The 14105-nt window shown below is 67.9% G+C and carries 15 protein-coding genes; 3 read left to right on the forward strand and 12 right to left on the reverse strand.

Annotated features, from left to right (window positions below):
- Window positions 1-58: 58 nt before the first annotated feature.
- The 5 genes from G020_RS0102375 to G020_RS0102395 all read right to left on the reverse strand — a co-directional run bounded on the left by G020_RS0102375 (window position 59) and on the right by G020_RS0102395 (window position 5502).
- Entirely contained in the window at window positions 59-826 is a 768-nt protein-coding gene (locus G020_RS0102375) for an ABC transporter permease (RefSeq protein ID WP_024328509.1), read from the reverse strand.
- Window positions 823-1803 carry a daunorubicin resistance protein DrrA family ABC transporter ATP-binding protein gene (locus G020_RS0102380; protein WP_024328510.1) on the reverse strand — a complete coding sequence of 327 codons (981 nt, stop codon included), beginning with the start codon at window positions 1801-1803 and terminating at the stop codon, window positions 823-825. Before G020_RS0102380 ends, G020_RS0102375 begins: the two co-directional genes overlap by 4 nt.
- Before the next feature lie 26 nt (window positions 1804-1829).
- Window positions 1830-2114, reverse strand: coding sequence for a DUF3817 domain-containing protein (locus G020_RS0102385; RefSeq protein WP_024328511.1), 285 nt, complete (start codon window positions 2112-2114; stop codon window positions 1830-1832).
- A gap of 72 nt (window positions 2115-2186) precedes the next feature.
- A complete protein-coding gene (locus G020_RS0102390) occupies window positions 2187-3056 on the reverse strand; it encodes a universal stress protein (protein ID WP_024328512.1) in 870 nt (289 codons plus the stop codon).
- Window positions 3049-5502 (reverse strand): Lon protease family protein, encoded by a 2454-nt coding sequence (locus G020_RS0102395; RefSeq protein ID WP_024328513.1) that lies wholly within the window; start codon window positions 5500-5502, stop codon window positions 3049-3051. The genes G020_RS0102390 and G020_RS0102395 overlap by 8 nt, the downstream gene beginning before the upstream one ends.
- A gap of 161 nt (window positions 5503-5663) precedes the next feature.
- Between G020_RS0102395 and G020_RS14605 the strand changes: the two genes are divergently transcribed.
- Entirely contained in the window at window positions 5664-5921 is a 258-nt protein-coding gene (locus G020_RS14605; protein WP_024328514.1) for a type II toxin-antitoxin system RelE/ParE family toxin, read from the forward strand.
- Window positions 5918-6310 (forward strand): helix-turn-helix domain-containing protein, encoded by a 393-nt coding sequence (locus G020_RS0102405; protein WP_018946494.1) that lies wholly within the window; start codon window positions 5918-5920, stop codon window positions 6308-6310. Before G020_RS14605 ends, G020_RS0102405 begins: the two co-directional genes overlap by 4 nt.
- Before the next feature lie 234 nt (window positions 6311-6544).
- Here the strand turns inward: G020_RS0102405 and pyk are convergent, their stop codons facing one another.
- Window positions 6545-7987: a pyruvate kinase gene (pyk, locus tag G020_RS0102410; RefSeq protein WP_024328515.1), complete on the reverse strand. Its 1443-nt coding sequence runs from the start codon at window positions 7985-7987 to the stop codon at window positions 6545-6547.
- 226 nt (window positions 7988-8213) lie between these two features.
- Between pyk and G020_RS0102415 the strand changes: the two genes are divergently transcribed.
- Window positions 8214-8723, forward strand: coding sequence for a DsbC family protein (locus G020_RS0102415; RefSeq protein WP_024328516.1), 510 nt, complete (start codon window positions 8214-8216; stop codon window positions 8721-8723).
- Window positions 8724-8860: 137 nt separating this feature from the next.
- Here the strand turns inward: G020_RS0102415 and G020_RS0102420 are convergent, their stop codons facing one another.
- The 6 genes from G020_RS0102420 to modB form a co-directional block, all read right to left on the reverse strand.
- Entirely contained in the window at window positions 8861-9178 is a 318-nt protein-coding gene (locus G020_RS0102420) for a HigA family addiction module antitoxin (protein WP_024328517.1), read from the reverse strand.
- A gap of 1 nt (window position 9179) precedes the next feature.
- Window positions 9180-10700 carry a hypothetical protein gene (locus tag G020_RS0102425; RefSeq protein WP_156002671.1) on the reverse strand — a complete coding sequence of 507 codons (1521 nt, stop codon included), beginning with the start codon at window positions 10698-10700 and terminating at the stop codon, window positions 9180-9182.
- Window positions 10697-11974: a ParA family protein gene (locus G020_RS14755; RefSeq protein WP_024328519.1), complete on the reverse strand. Its 1278-nt coding sequence runs from the start codon at window positions 11972-11974 to the stop codon at window positions 10697-10699. Before G020_RS14755 ends, G020_RS0102425 begins: the two co-directional genes overlap by 4 nt.
- 56 nt (window positions 11975-12030) lie before the next feature.
- On the reverse strand, window positions 12031-12171 hold the full coding sequence (locus tag G020_RS15485; protein ID WP_156002674.1) for a hypothetical protein: 141 nt from the start codon (window positions 12169-12171) through the stop codon (window positions 12031-12033).
- A gap of 134 nt (window positions 12172-12305) precedes the next feature.
- Window positions 12306-13412: a molybdenum ABC transporter ATP-binding protein gene (modC, locus tag G020_RS0102440; RefSeq protein ID WP_024328520.1), complete on the reverse strand. Its 1107-nt coding sequence runs from the start codon at window positions 13410-13412 to the stop codon at window positions 12306-12308.
- Window positions 13409-14101 (reverse strand): molybdate ABC transporter permease subunit, encoded by a 693-nt coding sequence (gene modB / locus G020_RS0102445; RefSeq protein ID WP_024328521.1) that lies wholly within the window; start codon window positions 14099-14101, stop codon window positions 13409-13411. Before modB ends, modC begins: the two co-directional genes overlap by 4 nt.
- Between the last annotated feature and the right edge of the window lie 4 nt (window positions 14102-14105).

The following is a 14105-nucleotide window of genomic DNA, read 5'->3' on the forward strand; positions in this document are numbered from 1 at the left end:
ATCCGTGCGGCGGCCTTTTTTGTGTCCGGCCACCTGCGGGCGTAGCGCCCGCCGGGGCTCAGCCGCGCGCCAGCCGGCGGTTGAGCACCCATACGGATAACGGCGCGAACACCGCCGCGATCCCCGCCGCCCAGGCCAGCGATGCCAGCGCCGGGGCCGCGACCGCTCCGTCGTCGTTCATCAGCCCGCGCGCGGCCTCGGTCAGGAGCGATACCGGGTTGGCCTGGACGAAGCCCTGCAGCCACTCGGGCATGGTCTCCACCGGGACAAACGCCGAGCTGACGAACGTGACCGGGAACAGCGCGGTGAAGCCGAACAGCTGCACGTGTTCCGGGTCGCGGGCGAGCACGCCGACCAGCACCATCACCCAGGAGAACGCCACCGCGAAGGTGAGCACCAGCAGCACCATGACCAGCAGATGGCCGAAGGAGGTGGCCAGACGGAAGCCCAGCAGGTAGCCCACGATCAGCAGCAGGGCGATGCACAGCACCTGCTTCACTACGTCCGCGAGGATGCGGCCGGCCAGCGGCGCCCAGCGCGGGATGGGCAGGGCGCGGAAGCGGTCGAACACCCCGCGGGTCAGGTCGGTGTTGAGGCCGTGGCCGACATACACCGTGACGAACAGCATGTTCATCACGATCACGCCCGGCAGCACGAAGGCGAGGTAGTCATCCGGCGAGCCGGCGATGGCCCCGCCGAACACGAACAGGAACAGCACCAGGAACAGGATCGGCTGGATGGAGTAGTCCCCCAGCTCCCACGGATTGCGGCGCACCTGCACCAGGCTGCGCCAGGCCAGCGCGAGGGTCTGGTCGAGGGCATTCATGCGGCATCCTCCCCGCTGTCCCCGGCGGCATCGGCCGGCGCGTCGGTGCTTCCGGTCTGCCCGGTGAGTGTAAGGAACACGTCGTCCAGGCTGGCGCTGCGCAGGCCCAGCTCCGCGACCTCGATCCCGGTGGCATCCAGTTCGCGCAGCACCGCCGGCAGCAGCGAGGCCTCGGCCACCGGTGCGCTGAGGGTCTCGCCTTCCACATGCGGGTCGCTGCCGGTGAGGGCGGCCACCTGGCGGGCGGCCGCATCCGCCTGGTCCGCCCGCGCCAGGCGCAGGAACAGCGTGCGCGTGCCGACCCGGGCCTTCAGCTCCGCGGCCGTGCCCTCGGCGATTACGCGGCCCTGATCCAGCACCACGATGGAATCGGCCAGTGCATCGGCCTCCTCGAGGTACTGGGTGGTCAGCAGCACCGTGGTGCCCGCGTCCTGCAGCCGGCGTACCCGCGCCCACAGGTCGCGGCGGGCACGCGGGTCCAGTCCGGTGGAAGGTTCGTCGAGGAACAGGATGCGCGGGCGGCCGACCAGGCTGGCCGCCAGATCCAGCCGCCGGCGCATGCCGCCGGAATAGGTCTGCACCGGGCGGTGCCCGGCGTCCCGCAGGGAGAAGTCGGCCAGCAGCTCGTCGGCGCGGGCCCGGGCCGCGGCGCGTTTCATGCCCAGCAGGCGGGCGATCAGGATCAGGTTCTCGCGCCCGGTCAGCTTCTCGTCCACCGATGCGTACTGGCCGGTCAGGCCGATGATCTCGCGCACCCGCGCCGCCTCGTCGACGACATCGAGGCCGCCGACCCGCGCGTGTCCGGCGGTGGGGGACAGCAGGGTCGCCAGCATGCGCACCGTGGTGGTCTTGCCGGCGCCGTTCGGGCCCAGCAGCCCGAGCACATGGCCGGCGGGGACCTGCAGGCTGACCTCGTCCACCGCGCGGGTGCCGGCGAAATCCCGGACCAGGCCTTCCACTTCGATGGTGTTGTCCACGCTCACCTCCGCTCGCGCGCGGACCGTCAGCCGCGCTGCAGCTCGCGCCGGATCATCCAGTCCACGTACAGGAACCCGAAGGGCACCACGCCCATTGCCAGGACCAGCAGCCACTTGAGCACCGACCAGCCGCGCATGTGGCTGGCCACCACCGTGGCGGCCGCATAGATCAGGAACAGGATGCCATGGATCCAGCCGACCCAGGTGACCGCCATGTGCATGTCCGCGTAGGTGCGCAGCGGCATGGCGACAAACAGCAGGGTGATCAGGGAGATGCCCTCGATCACGCTGATCGCGCGAAAGTATTTCATGGCCTTCCGGTATCGCTGGTGAAACGGTCGCGAAGGGTAGCACGCGAGCGTGTACATGGATCAGTGTTTCCCTTAGGGGGTGATGGTGACCGGGGGCTCGAGAGCGCCGAGCAGGGCGTCGCCCTGCGGGCCGGCCAGCAGCGGGCTGCGGCGGCCGAGCACCACTTCGGCCGCCGGCTGACGCTCCAGTGCGCGGAGCAGCTCGCGGGGAGCGCTCGAGCGCAGCGAGTGAACCCGTACCGGAAGGTCGTCGGCCGCCACCCATTCGCTCAGGGCCCGGTCCCGCTCCCGCGCGGCGTCGAGGTCGTCCAGCGGGACGAGCAGCACGGTCAGGGGGCGCCTTTGCTGGCGGGCTCGGGCGCGGGCGAAGGCGAGCGCATCGTGCGCGGTCTCCGGGGCATCGACCACCACCAGGACCGGGCTGTCGGGACGTGTCGGCCGGGTTCCGGTGAGGTGGACCCGTCCCGGGGCTTCATGGACCAGGCTGCGGGCGGTGGAGCCCAGGCGGTTGCCGGTCGCGGCCGACCATCCGATCTTGCCCAGCACGAGGAAATCACCGGGGGTGGTCAGCGCGAGTACCTCGCGGCGCACCGATCCACGGCGGACCTCGAGCGAGAAGCGGATACTCGCACGCACGGCGGCCTGTTCGGCCGCACGGCGGAGGTGGGCGGCGCGCCGTCGCAGGCGGTTCTCCAGCGGGCCGGTTTCCAGCGGCCGCGGCTGCCCGGAGAGCGAACCGATCTCGCGGGTGAAGGGGTAGGCGGCGCTGCGCAGCAGATCGGCCTCCTCGACGAAGATCGCCTGCAGCTCGCCCTGCAGCGTGGCGGCCAGGGTCGCCGCGGCCTCGAGCGCGGCCTGGCTGGCGTGCGAGGCGTCGAGCAGGACCAGGATGCGCCCGGCCTCCGCCGCCGGGGGCGGCTGGGTGCCCGCGGGGTCAGTCATCGTCCTCGTCCCGAGGAACGGGTCCGGCGTCCTCGGCGCCCGCGTCGTCGTGCCGGCGATGCCGCGCAAGGCGGGCGAAGGTCGCCAGCCGGTCGGCGACCGCGCGGTTGAAGCTCTCCGCCGGGAACTCGCCATCGGCGTCCGCTTCCCCGGGGGGCATCTCGGCGAGCAGGGCAACGGCGTCGTCTACCGTGCGTAGCGGGTACACGCGGAAGTGGCCGGCGGCCACGGCTTCGCGCACGTCGCGGCGCAGCATCAGGTGCTCCACGTTGCTGGCGGGGATGAGCACGCCGTGGCCGTTCATCTCGCCCGCTTCCCGACAGACATCGAAGAACCCCTCGATCTTTTCGTTGACCCCGCCGACCGCCTGGACCTCGCCGTGCTGGTTGACCGAGCCGGTGACCGCCAGCCCCTGTTTCAGCGGGATCCGCGCGATGGCCGACAGCAGGGCACAGATCTCGGCCACCGAGGCGGAATCGCCCTCGATCCCGCCGTAGGACTGTTCGAAGGCGAGGCTGGCCGACAGCGACAGCTCCGCATCCCCGGTGTAACGGCTGGCGAGAAAGCGTGAAAGGATCATCACGCTCTTGCTGTGGATCGGCCCGGCCAGTCTGGCCTCGCGCTCGATGTCGATGACCTGGCCCTTGCCCGGCCGCGCGGTCGCGGTGATGCGCATCGGGCGTCCGAACAGGTGACTGCCCAGCTGCATCACGGACAGCCCGTTGACCCGGGCCGTCTGCCTGCCTTCCGTGGCGATCATCACCGTGCCGCGGCGGATCTGTTCCAGGCTGCGCCGCTGCACGCGTGCCGAACGCTCGATGCGTTCCTCGATCGCGCGTTCGATGTGGGCGGCGCCGATGATTTCGGCCTCCGCCTGACGCGCCCAGTGGTCGGCCTCCATCAGCAGGTCGCGCAGGGTGCGGTCGTGAGCGGTGAGTTTCGTCTGGTCCCCGGCCAGACGGCTGGCGTGTTCGATGGTGCGGGCCACGGCGCCGCGGTCCAGCGGGCGCAGCTCGTCGCGCCGCGCCATGCTGGCGAGCATGCGCGCGTACAGGGCGTAACCGGCTTCGTCGCGCTCGAGGTCGTCCTCGAAGTCGGCCTCGACCTTGAACAGCTCGGCGAAGTCCGGGTCGTAATGCGACAGCAGGTAGTACAGCAGGCGGTCGCCCACCAGCACCACCTTGGGCGATACCGGGACCGGCTCGGGTTCCAGGCTGACCGTGCTGACCAGGCCGTAGAGCCGCTCCAGCGATTCGATGCGGATCTCGCCGGAGAACAGCACGCGCTTCAGGCTGTCCCACGCCATTGGCTGCACCAGCACTCGCCGGGCGTCGAGGATCAGGTAGCCGTCGCTGGCATGGTGCAGGGCACCGGCGCGGATCAGCGAGAAGTCGGTGTACAGCGCGCCGTTGTGCACGTGGTGTTCAATCAGGCCGGTCAGATGCTGGTGATTGGGCAGATCCTCGTAGATCACCGGCGCCCCTTCGGTTTCCGCATGGTCCACCAGCAGATTGGCGCGAAAGCGGGCCAGCATCGCTTCCGGGGGCGCGTGATCCTGCCCGCTCTGCCCATCCTGCCCGCCGTGTTCGTCGTGGCCGCCACGGAAGATCTCCGCGTGTTCCACCACGTGCCCGTGGATGGCGTCCAGCTGTTCCACCACCCGCGGCAGGTGCGCCCATTTCTCCTTCAGTTCGCGGATCGGGCCGCCGAGGGTCAGCTGCACCATCTCCTCGTTCAGCGAGTGGACCTTCTCCCGCAGCTCCTTGCGCAGGCGGGGCACTTGCTGGATGGCCTGCTGCAGCTGTTTCTGCAGTTTCTCGGCCTTTTGTTCGATGCGCTCGCGTTCTTCCTCCGACAGCTTCTCGTACTCCTTCGGGTCCAGGACCTCGCCGTCACGCACGGGCGCGAAGGTGAAGCCGCCGGGGGTGCTGACCAGCTCGATGTCGTGCTTGTTGGCCTCCTCCTGGACCTCGCGGACGCCTTCGTTCTGGCGTTCGGACATCTCCTCCTGCAGTTCCCGCAGCCGCCCCTGGTATTCGTCGCTCTCGAAGGCGGCAGGGATGCTGGTGCGCATCTCCTCGACCAGGTTCTCGAGATCATCGCGCAGCTGACGTCCTTCGCCGGCCGGCAGACGGATCGCGTGGGGGCGTTCCGGCCGGTCGAAATTAAAGACATGGCACCAGTCCGGCGGGACCGCCTCGCTGGCCGCGCGGCGGGCGAGAAAACGGCGCACCAGGTCGTGCCGGTCGCTGCCCTCGGGGCCGAGCACGAACAGGTTGAAACCCGCGCTGCGTATGCCCGCACCGAATTCCAGCGCGCGCAGCAGCCGGTCCTGGCCGCAGGGGAGTTCCAGTTCTTCCAGCTCTTCGGTGGTGTCGAACTCGAGCTGCTCCGGTGGGCAGCGATGGTAGGTCCGTTCCGCGTCCAGGGGTGTCGGTCGGGTCATGCCAGCTCTCCTTGATCCGTACCCCGGACCATAGCCGGATACCTGCCCCGGCGACAAAGGCCTGCGCCCCGGGGCCGGGGTTGCCCCTGGTTCGGATGGATGCCCGGGGCGGGGCATTCGTTATGTTGCCTGTTGGTAAACCTTTTTCTACACTCTTCTCCGTGTACCGGTTGAACTACAAGAAGTCGGCACTCAAGTGCCTGGCGCGGATGCCGCGTGGAGAGCGCCAGCGCGTGACCGGGGCGCTGAGCCGGCTGGCACGGGACCCGGACGAACCGGGACTGGATGTCAGACCACTGCAGGGGCGCGAAGGTTACCGTCTGCGCATCGGCCGGTGGAGGGTTCTGTTTCGTCGGCAGGATGACGATCTGGTCATTCTGGTGTTGGACGCAGGCGCACGAGGAGGCATCTACAAATGAGTGAAGCGGTTCAGATCATCGAACGCGACGGCAAACCCGAATATGCCGTGGTCCCCATCGACACCTATGAGCGCCTGGTGGCGAGCGCCGAAAAGGCCGAGGACATCCGGACTTTCGACCGCGCCATGGTCGAGCTGGAGCGTGGCGAGGACGAGGTTGTGCCGGAGGCGGTTGCGCAGCGGCTTCTGGCCGGGGACGAGCACCCGATGCGCGTCTGGCGTGAACATCGCGGGTTGACGCAGGAGTCGCTGGCGACGGCGGCGGGGGTGGGCAAGTCCTACATCTCCCAACTGGAAGCCGGTAGCAAGTCCGGTTCCGTGGATGCCATGCGTCGCATCGCCGCTATCCTCGAGGTCGACATCGAGGATCTGCTCCCGGTAGAGCCCTGAGGAACGGCGGCCTTTGGCGCCCCCCGGCGCTGACCGAATGCCGATCCGGGGACAACGCGGATACCCTGCCAGGCGCGCCGACCGGGTGCTGTACTCGGCCAGGAACGACGGACGCGACCGGATCGAGGTGGTTGATCCGGGGGCCGAGCCGGGGGCGTTCGCTCCGGACCCCGCTGTCCCGGCCGACACGTCGCGAAACGGGCCCGGTGAGGCCCGCTCAGGCCGGTAGCGGAATCAGCCTTCCCCGCGGAACGGACCCAGTTCCAGCAGCTCCAGGCGGTGGTTGCCCGAGGGGTGCGGCTCGGAGGGGCCCTGAACGAGCAGGGACAGGCCTTCGTTGATGCCGTTCTCCGCGAGCCACTGGCGCGCAAAGTCGTTCCAGTCGCTACGGTCTTCGGCGACGGCCACCGGCTGTACGCCGTAGGAAAACTGCAGGCCCTGAGCGGTTTCGGGGTGCGGCGTAAAGGCCGCGATCCAGCACGGCAGGCCCAGGCGGGCGATGCGTCGGGCGGTGGCGCCGCTGAGCGTGGGCACCAGCGTGACCTGCGGTCGGCTCCGGTGCGCGGTGTGGAACACGCTGCGCGCGATCAGGTCGGCGGCGCGCTCCTGCTCGGGCAGGTCGGGTTCGTCCGGGTGGTCGGTGCCCGCGGCCGCGTCGCGTTCCGGTTCGATCGAGCGGGCGATGGCCGCCAGCATCGCCACGGATTCCACCGGATAGCGCCCCATCGCGGACTCGCCGGAGAGCATCACGCAGTCAGTGCCGCCGACGATGGCATTCGCCACGTCGGTGGCCTCGGCGCGCGTGGGCCGGCGCGAGTTCACCATCGACTCCAGCATCTGCGTGGCGGTGATCACCGGGCGGTTGTGTCGGTTGGCGCGGCGGGTGATGCGGCGCTGGGCCAGTGCGATGCTCGCGATCGGAATCTCCACCCCCAGGTCTCCGCGCGCCACCATGATGCCGTCGGCCGTCTCGAGGATGCTGTCGAGCTGCTCCAGCGCATCGGCGCGCTCGATCTTGGCGATGATGAAGGGGTTGTAGCCCAGATCCTCCGCGGCCTTGCGCACCGCCAGGATGTCGTCGCCGTCGACCACGAAGCTCTGGCTCACCGCATCCACGCCGTGTTCCGCCGCAAACCGCAGCCATTCGTGATCGTCCAGCGTGAAGGCGCGGATCCCGAGATCGATGCCCGGCAGGTTCAGCCCCTTGCGCGAGCGCAACTCCCCGCCGGTCTGCACGCGGCAGCTGACGTCGGGCCCGGCGACCGACACCACCTCCAGCTCGATGTAGCCATCGTTCAGGAACAGCGCATCGCCCGGCTGCACCGCCTCCGGCAACCCGGAGAACGACACGCTGACCCGCGAGGCGTCCCCGATGCACTCCTGCGTGGTCAGCGTGATGCCTTGCCCCGGCTCCAGCTCGATTGGCTCCTCGGCCAGCTCGCCAATGCGCATCTTGGGCCCCGGCAGATCCCCGAGGATGGCCACACGGGTGCCGGTCTCCTGCGCCGCTTCGCGGATCTGCGCGATCAGGCCGGCGTGACAGGCGGGGTCGCCATGCGAGAAGTTCAGCCGGACCACGTTCAGCCCGGCCTGCATCATCCGCCGCAGCGTCTCCGGTGAATCGGACGCCGGCCCGACGGTGGCCACGATCTTCGTCTTCTGCGCGGGCAACGGCATGGCAGGCCCTTATTTGTTCACTGCTATCGAGAGTAAACCGTCCGCGCCAGCCTGTCGCCACCGAGCCCGGCAAGCGTCCTCCATCCGGAACCCGGATGCCTCGCAATGGTCCATTGGTATGTGTTTCGGGGCAGGGGATCCGCCAGACCGACAAATCCGGCTGTCAACATATCAAGCCGGAAGGATGGTGCACGTGATACGGACGAACGGGATCTGCACATGGCCCATGGTCCTGGTGGCCGTGGCGCTTCTGGTGTTCGGCCTGAGCGCCAACGCGGCCGCCGGGGAACGGCAGGCCGAGATCGTGCAACTGGTGGAAGGCCTGGACGAGGACGAGCTCATCGTCTTTGAGCCGGATGGCGCCCAGTACACCGTGACGGTCTTTACCGACGTCAACTGCCCCTATTGCCGCGAGTTCCACCAGCAAATCGACGACTACCTCCTATGGGACATCCGCATTCGCTATGCGGCGTTCCCCGTCATCGGCAACGCCTTCGAGCAGATGGAGGCGGTGTGGTGCAGCGACGTCCGGCAGGATGCCATCACCCGGGCCAAGCGGGCCGAGACCATAAAGGCGGAAGACTGCCCGAATCCCGTGGCCGATCATCTGGCCATCGCCCGGGAGCACCGCTTCCTGGGTACCCCCACCATCATCACCCCCGAGGGCCAGATCAGGTACGGCCTTGTCCCCGCAGCCGAACTCGCAGATATGCTGGAAGCCGAGGCGGCCCGGTAAGCAGCGTAACGAGACGGAAGGGGTCTTCTTCTCCATGCGCTGGAGGCCCCCTCTGGTCCTTAACGATATCGGTGGATGCCTCGGCGCTGACCGGGCCGGGGGTAGCCACCTTGCCCGTCGCGCACCTGCTTGCCGGGCTACGCGCCTGGTTGTCCGTTGTCGCCGAGCCCGTCGAACTGGATCCGCTGTACGCCGTCCAACTTCACGCTCCTGCGTGCACACCAGAGGTCGTGCTGGTCCTGCATGGCAAGCCAGCTTTCCGGAGACCGCCCGAGTGTTTTCGAAAGACGCAGCGCCATCTCGGGGCTGACTCCGCTGCGCCCCTGCAGGATACGCCCCAGGGTGGAAGGCGAGACATCAAGCTTGCTGGCCAGGTGGCGGGCACTCAGCCCGAATGGTTCCAGATAGACCTCGCGAATGAACTCGCCCGGATGCGGGGTGTTGTGCATCGTCATCTCACCGGATCGCCCGGACGCCGCCACGACGCCCGATACCGGCAGCCACCCGGAACAGGTCGGGGATATTCAGACGGCCATCGGCCGTGCGACTCATCACGCCGATCTCGATTGCGGCCTCGATGAGCGCGTCTTCCAAACACTGGCCGGCGGCGGGCGTTTCCAGCGCATGCGGTGGCAGGTAGGGGCGTGCGGAGTCGTCCTGGTTGTCGTCGTCCGTTGCGGCCTGCTGGATGGCGTCCACCACGCCGCTTTCGCGCCAGCGGGTCTGGAGGTCTTCTCTGGTAGCCGGTACTGTCATCCCGTGCAGTGGTTCGAGCATCTGCTTGATCCAGGGGTAGTCCTCCTGCAGTTCCTGCAAACGGATGCGCGAGGCTTCCTGTACGCCGCGCTTGATGCCCTCAAAGTGAAGCAGAACGCCGGAATCGGCGTACTGGTGCTCGGTGAGCACATGAGCCTGTTTCAGTGCCACCAGGAAACTGCGTGGACTGATTTGCCCTTTGGCATCCGCCAGATGGGTTGGCACCCATGTGTAGGTCTTGCCCCTGCGTCGGTCGCGCCCCATGAAGGGGCTCGCGATGGCCCGAAGTACTTCGGCCTGTGCCTTGTCCTGTGTTCGCAGCGATTCCGGGACCACGAAAACGGTCCCGCCGTCGATCTCCACCGACTCGAAGTGTTCGTTGTGCGTAGCGGCCAGCCATCCGCGGAAAGCGGGGCCGGATTGTGGATCGTTTCCCAGGTGGTGCCACAGCAGGCCATACAGATCCGCGCGATGCCATTCCAGCAGTACACGCCCGTGGGTGAGCTTGGATGCATCGGGGAAGGCCCAGACACTTTCGTCTTCCCACATGTCGGGGCGTAGAAAGAACTTGGTACGAATCGCGCTGTATTCCCGCAGATCGAGACCAACCCGCAGCAGCCCCCGCAGCAGTGCGCGGATGCGCGCCCAGTCATCGCCCAGACGGTCCAGCGCATCAAATACCACCAGGTGCCGTTCCCCGCGTGCCTTCAGGTCAGCGTCCAGCGTTGCAAACAGTTGTTCTTCGGTCTCCGGGTCATCGACGATTCGCTGAACACGTTCGGCCCAGCGTTCCGCCCCCCGAAACAGGGCGTGTTCTGCTGGATCGGCAAGCTGGTACAGGATGACCGTGCGCCAGATGTCCTCGGCCCGGAATCCTTCGTCAAGCAGCTTCCGCAATACTCGCCGGGAAGGGTGGCTGTGGTTGCCTGTCTCGGAAGAGTAGCCCCAGCCGACACGAACTTTGTCGAGCCTCAGCCGCCTCAGCTGATGGCCGATCATCATGCGGGTAGTCTCACCGTTGAGGGCGGCACTCCAGAAGCTCTTGCCCGTGCCCCGGTCACCGACTACCACTGGCGTATTGGGGTTGAGTGCACTTTCGTGACCGGGGACCACGTATACGCTCGCGGGTGCCGGAGGCTGGGTACCGTGATGCGCCACTTCTTCCGGAATGGCTTCAAAGGCCGCGCGCAGGTCGTCACGGTGCAAGGCGGGCTGATTCATCCGGCTTCTTCCTCCAGCAGGCTCAGACAGGACTGCAGGCCTTCGAAGAGCTCTCCGAACGCCTCTCGTATCGCAGACTCCCCGACGTCCGCCAGCTGCTCCATCGGATTGAACGCCTCGAAGTGCTCGCTACGCAGGATGCCGAATGGCCAGTGGGGGGCTTCAGGGTCACGTTCGTCGAATGTGAATGCGATATCCAGGCCGTTCACGCCATCCGATGGAACGGCATCATACAAAGTGTCGACCCATACCCCGTAGGAACTGGAGGCGAAACGGTGCTTGTCTTCCTCGCGCATGGTGGAACGCGCCTGAACCATATGGAAGCGCGTCCGCCACTGCGCATCGGTCGATCCGGAACCGCCGACGGATGCCAATTGGGCGAGATGCGCGAACAGGTAGCGGTAACCCTCCCATGTGGCGGGTACGTCCACGGCAAAAAAGAACACTTCCGCACCCAGATGCAACAGGGGCGCTGCGACCGTCTCGTGAAGGCCGGCCCGGCTGTCGATCAACACGACATCCGGTTTTACCTCTGCCTCCAGGGCACCGAGCATGTGTTGCAGACGCACCGCAAAGCCGCTTCCATCCTCGCCTTCGAGGTAGGCGCGCGCGAGCTTGGCCAGTGCACTCTCGGAATGCTCGGCTGCCGTTCGACCCAGGGCTGGGGCCAGCCAGAGCCCCGGCCGGTCGACCAGTGTACTTTCAGCCACCATATCGGCCGCCAGATCCGGGCAGGTGTTACCGACAAGATCCTCCACCAGCCAGTCCAGCACGCCGTATTCCGGTCGGCTTTGTTCGGGCAGCATGTGCGCGCCAAGCCCCGGGGCCTCGAGGTCCAGATCCACCAGCAGCACCGTACGTCCCTGTCGGACCAGCTCTCGGCCCCACAGCATGAGCGCCGTGGAACGCCCGACACCGCCCTTCAGGCTGTGGAACACAAAACGCGGCGGATGTGCGGTCTGGCAAGGGTCAGGTTGCAGGACCCAGTCCTGGCCCATGGCACGCCTCTCCACGAGGTGCACCCCCGTATCTCCCACCCACTGCACCAGGCTGGGTTCTCGGTAAAGCGCTTCGCCGGCCAGCGTTTCCGAGCATCTGGCCACGCCATTGTTCCTGCCCGGGCTGAACGGTCCAAGCGCCTGGTGTAGTTGCTCGCGCAATGTGTCGAGGGCCGGCTGGGGCCAGTCATCCGGGACTGTCAGATACAGGCGGCCGTGCATGTCGCGCACCACGCGCAGTCTGGAGAAGTCGGCGGTCGGTTCGACCGAGCGCACTGCGTGCACTAGCTCCGGGATGCAGCGGTCGAAGGATATTTGGCGGCCTGCCATGTTCACGCCCCCAGATTCGCCGCGCGGCACGTCCGGCGAGCGTGGTCGCGGTAGCGTTCGGCCATTTCGACATCAAACGCATCGTCTCCCCGGTAGCGGTTGTCGATCGTCCAGCCTTCCATATAGCCCGTGGAATTCAGCAACTGGTAAAGCCCGCGCTGGGTGCGCCCGCTGCCGATCTGAACAAAGACCGGGTTTCTCTCCCCGGCTGGCTCGGGTGCAAGTAATACTAACAGTCGACGGTCCCGTGCATGGATGGCCTGGCACAAATGGGTGGTCAGTCGAGAAAGGCGACGGATTTGACGAGGGCGTGGGCGCGGGTGCCGGGCTTCAGGCGGAGGCGTTCGGTGGAGAGGCGGGTGAGTTCGGCCATCAGGGTTTGACCGTCGTCCTGACGGCAGGTGACAAGGACCCGGGCGGGGCCATGGTGGCCGGGGGCTTCGTCCAGGGACTCGATGGTGACGGGGAGGATGTTGAGGATGGAGACGTCCTCCGGGGCGGTGAGGGCAAGTGACACGTCGCGGGCGTCGATGCGCAGGCGGGCCTGGTTTCCGGCGCTGTTGGTGGCGCCGGGGGTGGTCGGTACGCGGTAGCGGGCCTCGGGCGGGCCGAAGGGGTGCAGGCCGTGTTCGTCGGGCGGGCCCAGTTCGCCTTGCAGGACGGAGACGGCGCCTTCGTCGCGGAACAGGGGCGAGTCGGCGCGGGCGAGCGCCTCGCGCAGGGGTTCCAGGCGTTCGAGCTGGCCGTCGTGCATGAAGGCGACGCGGTGGGCGAGGCGTTCGACCTCGTCCGGGGCGTGGGTGACGAGCAGGGTGGGGATGCCGGTCTCCTCGGACAGGCGGGCGAGGAAGGGCATGATCTCGCGCCTGGTCTGGGTGTCGAGGGCGTTGAGCGGTTCGTCGAGCAGCAACAGGTCGGGGCTGGTGAGCAGGGCGCGGCCGAGGGCGACACGCTGGCGCTGGCCGCCGGAGAGCGCCTCGGCGCGGCGCTCCAGCAGCTCGTCGATGCCGAGGAGCCCGGCGACCTCGTCCAGGTGCAGGCGGCGCAGGGGTTCCGGCGTGCGCTTGTAGCCGTAGAGCAGGTTGCCGCGCACGGACAGGTGCGGCAGCAGGGTGGACTCCTGGAACACGAGGCCGACGCGGCGGCGGTGCAGCGGGACGAAGGTCTTGCCGGACTGCCAGGGGGTGGCGCCGAAGTGGACCTCGGCGCCGGGCGCGTGCTCCAGCCCGGCGATGATGCGCAGCAGCGTGGTCTTGCCGCAGCCGGAGCGGCCGAACAGGGCGGTGACGCCCTCCAGCGGGAAGGCGGTGTCCACCTCCAGGGTGAAGCCTGCGCGCTCCAGCCGCGCCTTGATCCGCAGGGTCTCGTTCATGGGGCCGGTCACAGGCGCACCGTGTCGAAGCGGCGGTTGATGGCGTAGACCACGAACAGCACCACGAAGGCGAAGATCAGCAGTCCGAAGGACAGGCGGTGCGCGGAGGCGAAGTCCATCGCCTCGGCGTGGTCGTAGATCAGGATGGACAGCACCTGGGTCTCGCCGGGGATCGCGCCGCCCAGCATCAGGATTACGCCGAACTCGCCGAGGGTGTGGGCGAAGGCGAGGGTGGCGGCGACGATGAAGCCGCCGCGGGTCATCGGCAGGATCACGGTGAAGAAGCGGTCCATGCGCCCGGCGCCCAGCGAGCCGGCGATCTCCACCGGGCGGCGGCCGAGGTTGGCGAAGGCCTGCTGCAGCGGTTGCACGGCGAAGGGCAGGGAGTAGATCACCGAGGCGATCAGGATGCCCTGGAAGGTGAAGGCCAGGTGGTTCAGGCCCCAGCTCTCCAGCGTGCTGCCGACCGGGCCGGCCGGGCCCAGCAGGACCAATAGATAGAAGCCGAGAACGGTGGGCGGCAGCACCAGCGGCAGGGCCACCAGGGCCTGCACCGCGGTGCGCAGGCCGCCGGGGGCGCGGCCGTTGGCCAGCCACCAGGCGATGGGCGTGGCGATCACCAGCAGGATCAGCGTGGTGTAGATCGCGAGCTTGAGGGTGACCTCGATCGCCATCCAGTCCGTGGGGCTCAGCTCGAACATGTCC

The organism is Thioalkalivibrio sp. ALR17-21, assembly GCF_000420185.1.
GTDB classification, from domain to species: Bacteria; Pseudomonadota; Gammaproteobacteria; order Ectothiorhodospirales; family Ectothiorhodospiraceae; genus Thioalkalivibrio; species Thioalkalivibrio halophilus.

Excerpts from the sequence above, each read along its gene's own strand:
- G020_RS0102375 (WP_024328509.1), bottom strand. The coding sequence starts at position 826 with ATGAATGCCCTCGACCAGACCCTCGCGCTGGCCTGGCGCAGCCTGGTG.
- G020_RS0102385 (WP_024328511.1), bottom strand. The coding sequence starts at position 2,114 with ATGAAATACTTTCGCGCGATCAGCGTGATCGAGGGCATCTCCCTGATC.
- G020_RS0102390 (WP_024328512.1), bottom strand. The coding sequence starts at position 3,056 with ATGACTGACCCCGCGGGCACCCAGCCGCCCCCGGCGGCGGAGGCCGGG.
- G020_RS0102395 (WP_024328513.1), bottom strand. The coding sequence starts at position 5,502 with ATGACCCGACCGACACCCCTGGACGCGGAACGGACCTACCATCGCTGC.
- G020_RS0102405 (WP_018946494.1), top strand. The coding sequence starts at position 5,918 with ATGAGTGAAGCGGTTCAGATCATCGAACGCGACGGCAAACCCGAATAT.
- pyk (WP_024328515.1), bottom strand. The coding sequence starts at position 7,987 with ATGCCGTTGCCCGCGCAGAAGACGAAGATCGTGGCCACCGTCGGGCCG.
- G020_RS0102415 (WP_024328516.1), top strand. The coding sequence starts at position 8,214 with ATGGTCCTGGTGGCCGTGGCGCTTCTGGTGTTCGGCCTGAGCGCCAAC.
- G020_RS0102420 (WP_024328517.1), bottom strand. The coding sequence starts at position 9,178 with ATGACGATGCACAACACCCCGCATCCGGGCGAGTTCATTCGCGAGGTC.
- G020_RS0102425 (WP_156002671.1), bottom strand. The coding sequence starts at position 10,700 with ATGAATCAGCCCGCCTTGCACCGTGACGACCTGCGCGCGGCCTTTGAA.
- modB (WP_024328521.1), bottom strand. The coding sequence starts at position 14,101 with ATGTTCGAGCTGAGCCCCACGGACTGGATGGCGATCGAGGTCACCCTC.